Here is an 8,603-nt window from a genome sequence, read left to right as displayed (position 1 = left end):
GAAAGCGGTGGCGTTTGTATCGGGCGGACGCATCGTCAGTCATGCCGATAGACTATTGCCTCGATCCGCACCAGCCGGTTAAGGCGACGCCTCCCCTCGACCTTCAACAGCACATGGCAATGCGGATGCGCGTGTCGCACCAGGGGCCGATCCATATCCAGCAGCGCCACTCTCCCGAAGCGACCACGTGCGATGCGTAGGGCATTCGACATTGCTTAAATATTAGGTTGTTCCGCAGAAACTACAAGTTTGAAAGAGCTTGCCCGCTCAAGACGGGTGTTGATCGGAAGCCTTCAGGCCGACGAGCCTGAGCCTTCGGAGAACTTCCTGGGGTGCCGGCGCCCGCCACACGGTCTGGAAGCACTCCACTACATTGCTTGCGGTGACTGCAAGGCCGGGAAGCGCGACCCAGTCGGGGGCCGGCCTGCCGAGAAGCGCGGTTACGGTAATGGAGGCTGCGCTCTCACCCTGGCGGAACGGCTGCTGGGCGGCAATCGCGACGAGGGGATCGCTGGCAGCAAGCCCGATCGCCGCCGCATGGCCGAGATCTACGGTCGTCATTGGAATCTTGCGCCCGAGCGTTTTGAGAACGCCGGCGGCCATTATTGCCGGCGTGTCCCAGACGACAAAGAAGCCGGCGAGATCCGGATGGGCTTCGGCAAGCGTGCGCGTGGTTGCGGCAACTGCCGACAGGGCCGGAAACCGCTGGACTCGCAGCGTGACGTCCGGACGGTGGATCTGCATCCATTTCACGAAGGCGATTTCCCGCTCGTTGGTCGCGAAGAAATCAGCGTCGTAGCCGAGCACGCCGACCTCCGCGCCATCAGGCAGATGCGGCGACAGACCTTCAGCCGCGATCTTGCCGAGGCCGAAATTGTCTGCCGAGACGAGGGAGATGTAGTCCTTTCCTGGAAGAAGCCCGGTCGGTGCGTTGTCGAGCAGGATGAGCTTGATGCCCGTTGCAGACACGCGCGCATGCGCCGCTGCCACTTTCGAATTGGCGACGGGCAGGGATATGATGGCATCCGGTGCTTCTTCGATCAGCCGCCCGAGCGCCTCGATCTGAACCTCCGGCGTGAAGGCGCAGTCAATCACGTCAATGACAGCGACCCCGCAATTGCCGAGCATGCCGATGATGCCGGAAAGCTGCTGTTTGGCCCAGTCGCTCTCAAGCGTGTGCAGCACGACCGCGACCCGCAAGCCGCTGGCTCGCGCCCGCTCCATGTCCTCTGGCAGCAGCAAAACCCGCTCGGGCGCCGATGCCCGCTCCCCATGAGGGCCGAGACCCGCGATCGTCATTCAATCCTCCTCACATATCCGGCGGCCGGACCATATCCCCCTTGATGACCTTTCGCCGGGCAATTTCTTTTTTCATCTCCTGGAAAAGCGGATGCGCCTGAGGCTGCCCGGCCATGATCCAGTCTTTCAGCATCGGTGGTGCGAACAGCCCCTCGGACGCAACGATTGCGGCCCCGACAAGACCTGAAGAGCTGCCCATCTGGGAGCGGATGATCTGCATGTCGCGGCTGACGAGAGGGTGGCAGGCACCGTAGATGGCCTCCCGCGCGGAGGCGAGAAGAATGTCATTGGTCTGCGCGATCGAGCCGGACAGCACGATAAGCGCGGGGTTCAGCATGTTGGCGAGCGTCGCGACCACCTGACCGATCAGCCGGCCGCTCTGGGCCAGGATATCGATGGCGGCGGCATCGCCCATCTGTGCGGCCTGGGCGACTTCCAGCGCCGTGATCTCGGTGCCGCGTCGAACGAGCTCGGCAAGTATCGGGCTGGTTCCGTTTTCTGCTGCCAGCCTGCCATCCTGGGCAATGTGGTCCGACCCCGCCATCGCCTCCAGCGTGCCCGTCCTGTCGCCGACAGTGACCGGAACAGAACCGATGAGGCCAACAGCCCCCTGTGCGCCACGAAAGAGAATTCCGTCGCTTGCCAGCCCGGCCCCGATGCGTTTGCCGACCTTGACGAACATCATGGTGCGCTGATTGCGCCCGGCTCCGGCATGCAGTTCGCCCATCGTCATGGTCTCGACGCTTGAACGGAGCCAGACGGGTGCATCAAAGGCCCCAACGAGTGTTTCGACAAGCGGAAAACTCTCCCAGCCGGGCAGAACGCCAGGCGTGGCGCGTTGGAAAAGCGTCTCGGCACCGTCGGAGACGGCGCCTGGAACGGAAATGGAGATGCCGTAGAGCTGGATGTCCGAATGCCGTTCGAGGATCCAGCGAAAAAGCGTGACCAGACGATCGGCGAGGGCCGACACTGGTTGGCTCAGCTCGGTCGCCTCGTGATGCTCCATGAGCAGGGAGCCGCCGAGATCGGCAATCCCGACGCCGAGCGCGGTTTGGTCGAGCGTGGCAACGAGGATACGGCCACGATCTGCAGCAAAACGCACAAGGCGCGGCGCGCGCCCACCGGATGCGGCGCCGAGTTCGCTTTCGTCGATCAGACCGAGTTCGCCGAGCGTACCCAAGCGGTCTGCGACTACCGCGCGGCCGAGTTCACTCTGGCGCTCGATTTCCTGGCGTGTGGTGGCCTGTTCTGTCCGCACCAGATTGAGAATTTCGACAAGGCTCGGCGCCGCGGTCTCGGTGACGCGCGGCCGACCTTTGCGGCGGGGAGCGGCGTCATTCGCCGCAGATGCCGTCGTCGCCATAACCTTTTCCTTCCGGCGGATTCGCCCTCTCCATCCTTCTTAAATCGGAGACTTTCGACTGGCAACATTCATCTTTTGCATTAAAAAAGCAAAAGAATGGCTAGTTATGCAGTTAAATAATTGACATGCACTTTTTATGGACGTAAGACAGCTCGCACATCAACACGGTCACTGGGAGGAGGCGCCGATGTCGAACTTCAAGCTCGCCTATCATGCGAACTGCTGGGGCAGCCTTGGCGGAGATGCGGTCGGCGTCACGTCAATCACCAATCTCGCCTACCGCACCTTTGGCGACATGCGCCGGGCCTTCGCGGACATCGCGTCGGCGGGTTATGAGGGCGTCGAGCTCTTCGACGGGAACCTTCTTGATTTTGGCGTGGAAGACATGCAGGCCCTGCTCGGCGACAACGGGCTGACGCTCGTGGCGACCTATGCCGGCGGCAACTTCATCTTCGACGACATTCTGCCGGAGGAACTGGCCCGGGTGACCCGCGCGGCCGATCGCGCCGCCGAGCTCGGCGCCCCGCATCTGGTCGTCGGCGGTGGCGCCAAGCGCTTCGACGGTATTCGCGAGGCTGACTATCACAAGCTTGCGGCCGCGCTCGACCGCGTGAAGGAAATCGCCGAGGCGCGCGGCCTCACCGCCCATTACCACCCGCATCTTTCAACCATCGTCGAGGGGCCGGCCGAGGTGCGCAAGATCTTCGCGCTCACTGGCATTCATTTCTGCCCGGACACGGCCCATCTCGCCGCTGCCGGAGGGGATCCCGCCGCACTCGTCCGCGAGCACGCAGCGCGCATCTCCTATGTCCATCTCAAGGGTTTCCAGAAGGAGCCCTTCGCCTTCACACCGATCGATCGCGGCGACGTGCCGACGAACGACATCATCGCGGCCCTTCGGGAGGTTGGCTTCGATGGCTGGGTCTGCACCGAGCTCGATTCATGGTCTGACCCACTCGAAGGTGCGAAGGCGAGCATGACCTATCTCAAATCGGCCTGACGGCCGCGACCGGGGCCCATGCCCCACTTTCGGGAGGAGAAAGTGATGATGAAGAGAAGAACCCTGTTGGGCACTGCCGCCGTATTGGCGCTTGCCTGCACCTATTCAGCGCCGGCCTTGGCCGATCCTGACAGCGCCCTGGCCGCGCTCCAGCAAACAGTCCTGTCCAAGGGACCGTCGGGCGAAGATCCCTCGCCAGCCGCCGATGTTACCCTGACCGACGAGGAACTGGCGAAGATCAAGGGCATGAATGCGACGGCCGCGATCGTCATGCACTACGGTGGCAACGACTGGTCCCGCGCCCAGATCAACGGCCTTCAGACCCAGTTCGCCGCGATGGGCATCAAGGTGCTTGCAGTGACCGATGCCGGCTTCAAGCCGGAAAAACAGGTCTCCGACCTTGAGACCATCATGGCGCAGAAGCCTGATATCATCGTCTCGATCCCGACGGACCCGACAGCGACGGCCGCGGCCTACAAGGCAGCCGCAGAGGCTGGCACCAAGCTCGTCTTCATGGACAATGTGCCGACAGGCTTTGAAGCCGGCAAGGACTATGTGTCGGTTGTATCTGCCGACAACTACGGCAATGGCGTGGCCTCGGGGCATCTGATGGCGAAGGCGCTGAACGGGGAAGGTGATATCGGTCTCGTGTTCCATGCCGCCGATTTCTTCGTCACCAAGCAACGCTACGATGCCTTCAAGGCGACCATCGCCTCCGACTATCCCAATATCAAGATCGTGGCCGAGCAGGGCATCGGTGGACCTGATTTCTCGGGCGATGCGGAAAAAGCGGCATCTGCAATCCTCACCTCCAATCCGACCATCAAGGGTATCTGGGCGGTCTGGGACGTGCCGGCCGAAGGCGTGATTTCGGCAGCACGCGTCGCGGGCCGTGACGATCTCGTCATCACCACCATCGACCTCGGGGAAAACGTGGCGATCTCGATGGCCCAGGGCGGCTTCGTCAAGGGGCTCGGTGCGCAGCGGCCTTATGATGCCGGTGTCGTCGAAGCCAAGCTGGCCGGCTATGCGCTGCTCGGCAAGGACGCGCCGGCCTTTGTTGCATTGCCCGCCCTTCCGGTGACGCGCGACACGCTACTCGACGGATGGAAGGCGGTCTATTCCACCGAGGCGACCGACAACATCAAGACGAGCCTCGGACAGTGATCCGCTGGATACGGGGCGCCTCTCGCGCCCCGTATCCGACACGATCCGGCTTTTGCCGGTAATCGAACTTGGCGCCCAAGGGGCGAGCGTTTTTCAGGAGAAAACCGATGACCAAAGTGATGAACGTCGCCATGATCGGTGGCGGCTTCATGGGCAAGGCGCATGCCATGGCCTATGCCTCCATGCCAATGTTCTTTTGGCCCGCACCGGCCATTCCCCACCGCAAGGTTGTCGTCGACGTGACCGACGGCATGGCCGAGGAGGCGCGCATTCGCTACGGTTTCGACGAAGCGTCGTCTGACTGGCGCGCCGTCGTCAACCGGCCGGATATTGACGTCGTCGATATCTGCACGCCGAACAACGTGCATGCGGAGATCGCCATTGCAGCCGCCAAGGCCGGCAAGCACATCATCTGCGAAAAGCCGCTTGCCCGCACCGTCGAAGAGGCGAGGGCGATGCATGACGCGGTGAAAGCCGCCGGCGTCATTCACATGGTGGCCTTCAATTATCGCCGCACGCCGGCCGTGGCGCTTGCCAAGAAGTACATCGACGAGGGGCGCATCGGCCGGATCTTGAATTTCCGCGGCACCTATCTGCAAGACTGGTCCGCCGATCCGGATTCACCTTTGTCCTGGCGCTTTCAGAAGAAGATCGCCGGCTCCGGCACGGTCGGTGACATCGCCACCCATGTCGTCGATCTGGCCCATTATCTCGTGGGCCCGATCGCCGAGGTGAACGCGATCACGACGACCTACAACAAGACCCGACCCCTGCAGCAGGGCGGCGTCGACAAGCTCGGTGCGGCGGAAAAGGCCACAGATGCCGAACGCGGCGAGGTGGATGTCGATGACGAGGTCATCTCGATGCTGAGATTCGAGGGCGGTGCAATCGGCAGCCTGGAAGCCACCCGCAACGCCTATGGCCGCAACAATTTCATCACCCTGGAAATCCATGGCACCAAGGGCTCGATCCACTTCAACTACGAGCGCCGCGACGAGCTTCAAGTCATGTTCGCCGACGACCCGGCGGATGCCCGCGGCTTCCGCACCGTCTATACCGGCCCCGCGCATCCTTATGGCAACGGTCTCTGGCCGATCCCCGGTCTCGGCATCGGCTATTCGGAAACCAAGATCGTCGAATGCTACGACTTCTTCTCGGCCATCGCGAAGAACCGGCAGCCGAGCCCGAACTTCGAGGACGGCCTGCTGACGGAACTCGTCGCCGACGCCCTCATCCGATCCGGCGAAACCGGACTGTGGGAGAAGGTGGGATGAGCGCGAGCGCCGCTGCGGTCCGCATGACCGGCATATCCAAGACCTTCGGCGGCGTGCGTGCGCTGGACGACGTGTCCTTCGAGGTCATGCCCGGCGAGGTCCATGCGCTGCTGGGCGGCAACGGCGCCGGCAAGTCGACGATCCTCAAGGTGTTGAACGGGGTGCATCGCCCGGACAAGGGCGCAATCGAGGTCGGTGGCGCGCCTCTGTCTACCCATTCACCTGAGGCGTCCCGGGCTGCCGGCATCGCCATGAACTACCAGGAAATGAGCCTCGTCCCGACGCTGTCGGTGGCGCAGAACATCTTCCTGACGCGAGAATACCGCGCCGGCACGGGGCTCATTGACGACCAAGAGGCGGAGAAGCGTGCGGCGGACATTTTCGCAATGCTCGACGTCTTTGTTGATCCGAAGGCTCTGGTCGGCGATCTCGGTGCCGGTCAGAAGCAACTGACGGAGATCGCCAAGGCCATATCGCAGGATGCGACCGTGCTGGTGTTGGACGAACCTTCGACGGCGCTCGCCGTTTCCGATGTCGAGCGCCTCTTCGTCTTCCTGCGCAAGCTGAAGGCAAAGGGCGTGGCCATCATCTATGTCAGCCACCGCATGGACGAGATCGCCCGCATTGCTGACCGCGCTACGATCCTGCGCGACGGACGGCATGTCATCACCGCACCGCTCAGCGAGTTGCCGATCGACACGATGATCGAACACATCGTCGGGCGGCGTTCGAAGGGGCTGTCGGACGTCGAGCGCGGCGTGGCCGTGAAAGGTGACGTGCTGCTGGAACTTGACAATGTCAGTGGCCGCCAAAAGCCGGAGAACGTCTCCCTGACGCTGCATCGCGGCGAAGTGCTGGGGCTCGCGGGCCTGCTCGGCTCGGGCCGTTCGTCGCTGGCGCGGGTCATGGCCGGCATCGACCCGGTGGCCAAGGGTGAAATCCGGATCCAGGGCCGCGCCATCTCGATCCGCAAGCCAGGCGATGCGATTGCCGCCGGTGTCGCGCTGGTGCCGGAAGCGCGCGCCACGCAGGGCATCATCCCCGCCCATTCCGTCGCCTCCAACATGATCCTCGCCGTCATCGACAGGCTGTCCAAGGGTGGCCTCGTCGATAAGAAGGCGGCAAACGACCTGACGGACGCGCAAATCGAGCGCCTACGCGTGAAGACGGCGAGCCGTGACCATGCGGTTTCGACGCTTTCGGGCGGCAACCAGCAGAAGGTCGTCATCGGCAAGTGGCTTGCCGCCGACCCCGACATCCTCATCCTCGACGAGCCGACCGCAGGCATCGACATCGGATCCAAGTCCGAGATCATCCGCCTGGTGCGGGAACTCGCAGCCGCCGGCAAAGGCATCATCATGATCTCGTCCGAGCTGTCAGAACTTTTGACCGCCTGCGATCGCATTCTCGTCATGGCTGATGGGCGCGTGCACCAGGATCTGCCGCGCGAGGCGCTGGAAGATCCATCCGTGCCCGCCGATGACCTTGCCCACCGTCTCCAGGCCGCCGAACAGCGGCTCCAGATCGAAATTCAGAAGGCCCTAGCGGTCCAGGAGGTTTCCCATGGCTAACGCCTTCTTCGCCAACTGGCGCCAGAACATCATCTATATCGGCTTCGTCGTCATCTTCCTCGTCTTTGCCGTGACCCTCGCAGACAAGGGGTTCCTCAATCCCAACAACCTGCTCAACATCGTGCGGCAGACCGCGATGATCGCCGTCATGGCGATCGCCATGACCTTCGTTCTCTCGGCGGGCGAGATCGACCTTTCGGTCGGCGCGGTCGCAGGCCTTGCGACGGTCACGGTCGCGATGGGCATCGCCACAGGCGGTCCGATCGTCGGCGTCGGTGCTGGCATCGCCACGGGGCTTGCCGTCGGCATGTTCAACGGCTGGCTCACCACCCGCATAGGCATTCCGTCCTTCCTGACCACACTTGCCATGATGGGCATAGCCAAGGGCGTCGCCATGTGGATATCGGCGACGGCCGCTGTGCCGATCCTGTCGCCCGGCTATTCCTGGCTCTTTGGCGGTGGCAATATCGGGCCGTTCCCGGTGCTGCTTCTGTGGATGGCAGTCCTCGGTGGTATTGGACATATCGTGTTGCGACGCTCGGGCTTTGGCCGACGCGTGCTGGCAACCGGCGGAGGCGAGACGGCCGCACGCTATTCCGGCATCGACACGAAGGCGATCAAGTTCAAGGTACTGGTCATTTCTTCACTCGCAGCAGCGCTCGCCGGGATGCTCTATGCGGGGCGCCTGCAATCCGGCCGCTTCCAGCTCGGGGAGGGGGACGAACTCTCGGTCATCGCTGCAGCGGTGCTTGGCGGCACCAGCCTCTTCGGCGGAAAGGGGACCGTGATCGGTACCATCGTCGGCGCCCTGATGATCGGCCTTATCAACAACGGCCTCATCCTAATGGGGCTCGAATTCAGCCAACAACTGATCGCCCGCGGTGGCATCATCATCCTGGCCGTCGCCCTTAGCCAGAAGCGGAGCTGAG

The 8,603-nt window shown here is 63.0% G+C and carries 7 protein-coding genes and 1 pseudogene; 5 read left to right on the top strand and 3 right to left on the bottom strand.

Annotated elements, in window-relative coordinates; genetic code table 11:
- Positions 1–92: 92 nt before the first annotated feature.
- The 3 genes and pseudogenes from EV665_RS32975 to EV665_RS29605 all read right to left on the bottom strand — a co-directional run.
- Positions 93–212, bottom strand: a pseudogene (locus EV665_RS32975) (AraC family transcriptional regulator); the annotation flags it as partial.
- Positions 213–267: 55 nt separating this feature from the next.
- Positions 268–1,299 carry a substrate-binding domain-containing protein gene (locus EV665_RS29610; RefSeq protein WP_133036899.1) on the bottom strand — a complete coding sequence of 344 codons (1,032 nt, stop codon included), beginning with the start codon at positions 1,297–1,299 and terminating at the stop codon, positions 268–270.
- 10 nt (positions 1,300–1,309) lie between these two features.
- Positions 1,310–2,662: an ROK family protein gene (locus tag EV665_RS29605; RefSeq protein ID WP_133036898.1), complete on the bottom strand. Its 1,353-nt coding sequence runs from the start codon at positions 2,660–2,662 to the stop codon at positions 1,310–1,312.
- A 187-nt stretch (positions 2,663–2,849) separates the two neighbouring features.
- Here EV665_RS29605 and EV665_RS29600 point away from each other — a divergent pair, with 187 nt between their 5' ends.
- The 5 genes from EV665_RS29600 (at position 2,850) to EV665_RS29580 (ending at position 8,602) form a co-directional block, all read left to right on the top strand.
- Positions 2,850–3,662: a sugar phosphate isomerase/epimerase family protein gene (locus EV665_RS29600; protein ID WP_133036897.1), complete on the top strand. Its 813-nt coding sequence runs from the start codon at positions 2,850–2,852 to the stop codon at positions 3,660–3,662.
- 45 nt (positions 3,663–3,707) lie between these two features.
- A complete protein-coding gene (locus EV665_RS29595) occupies positions 3,708–4,829 on the top strand; it encodes a substrate-binding domain-containing protein (protein ID WP_133036896.1) in 1,122 nt (373 codons plus the stop codon).
- Between the two features lie 107 nt (positions 4,830–4,936).
- Positions 4,937–6,103, top strand: coding sequence for a levoglucosan dehydrogenase (locus tag EV665_RS29590; RefSeq protein ID WP_133036895.1), 1,167 nt, complete (start codon positions 4,937–4,939; stop codon positions 6,101–6,103).
- On the top strand, positions 6,100–7,674 hold the full coding sequence (locus EV665_RS29585) for a sugar ABC transporter ATP-binding protein (protein ID WP_133036894.1): 1,575 nt from the start codon (positions 6,100–6,102) through the stop codon (positions 7,672–7,674). The genes EV665_RS29590 and EV665_RS29585 overlap by 4 nt, the downstream gene beginning before the upstream one ends.
- On the top strand, positions 7,667–8,602 hold the full coding sequence (locus EV665_RS29580; RefSeq protein WP_133036893.1) for an ABC transporter permease: 936 nt from the start codon (positions 7,667–7,669) through the stop codon (positions 8,600–8,602). The genes EV665_RS29585 and EV665_RS29580 overlap by 8 nt, the downstream gene beginning before the upstream one ends.
- Position 8,603: the final 1 nt, after the last annotated feature.

The sequence above is a fragment of the Shinella granuli genome, from assembly GCF_004341885.1.
Classification (GTDB): Bacteria; Pseudomonadota; Alphaproteobacteria; order Rhizobiales; family Rhizobiaceae; genus Shinella; species Shinella granuli.
This window is presented reverse-complemented; position numbering and strand designations above follow the sequence as displayed.